The sequence below is a fragment of the Rhizobium sp. AG207R genome, assembly GCF_027109195.1.
Classification (GTDB): domain Bacteria; phylum Pseudomonadota; class Alphaproteobacteria; order Rhizobiales; family Rhizobiaceae; genus Rhizobium; species Rhizobium dioscoreae.
In genome coordinates this window covers 1-728 of the sequence record NZ_JAEPVT010000034.1, presented here as the reverse complement: position 1 = coordinate 728, position 728 = coordinate 1, and the positions used below count along the sequence as shown (strand labels likewise).

The 728-nt window shown below is 57.3% G+C and carries 1 protein-coding gene; it reads right to left on the bottom strand.

What is annotated here, in order from left to right:
* Positions 1–725 (bottom strand): LPS-assembly protein LptD (locus JJQ51_RS32810; RefSeq protein ID WP_269245868.1); only part of this gene is annotated, 725 nt, incomplete at its 3' end.
* Positions 726–728: the final 3 nt, after the last annotated feature.

The following is a 728-nucleotide window of genomic DNA, read 5'->3' as shown; positions in this document are numbered from 1 at the left end:
GGAAACAGGAAGCCGGACTTGCGCTTGACCGTATTGTCGGGAACCGTGACCCACGGAACATAGGCGATCGGCTGTCCGAACAACTCGAAACGGGCGTGCTCGAGACGAATCGTGTGTGTCACGCCGTTCTGGACGACACGCTGTGCCTTGACCTGCCACAGTGGCGCGCGGCCTTGCTCGGAACAGGCCATGCAAGCGGTATAGACGCCTTTTGTGAGAATCAGCTGATTGCCGCCGACCCGCTCGCCCTTTTCGGCGACCATACGGGTGTTGTCGGGCATTTCGATGCGCAGAGCGTTGACGAAACCGTCGGAGAAGCTGTCGGTGACGTCCATTTTGTCACCGTACATGCGATTGCCGTCCGGGGTGATCAGCTCGACATTGCCGAGAGCCGTCATCCGCCCGGATTTCTGATTATATTCAACCTTCTGGGCGACCATTCTATAGCCGCCATAGTTGATCTGGACCGCACCCGTCGCCGTGACGATCTGCGTATCCTTGTTATAGACCAATTCGTTGGACGAAAGGACTAGCTTAGAGCCTTCCGGCACCTTCACCTTGATAGGGGAGGTCGCAGCGCCGGCGCCGCCATTGTTGGTGTTGGCATTATTATTATTGGCCTGGGCGTAAGCGACGACCGGACTCAAAATATATGCACACGCGGCCGTGCCCGTAACGAGGGCAGCCACATACTTTCTGATACTCTTGCGGTTGCCTGCCGCCACTTA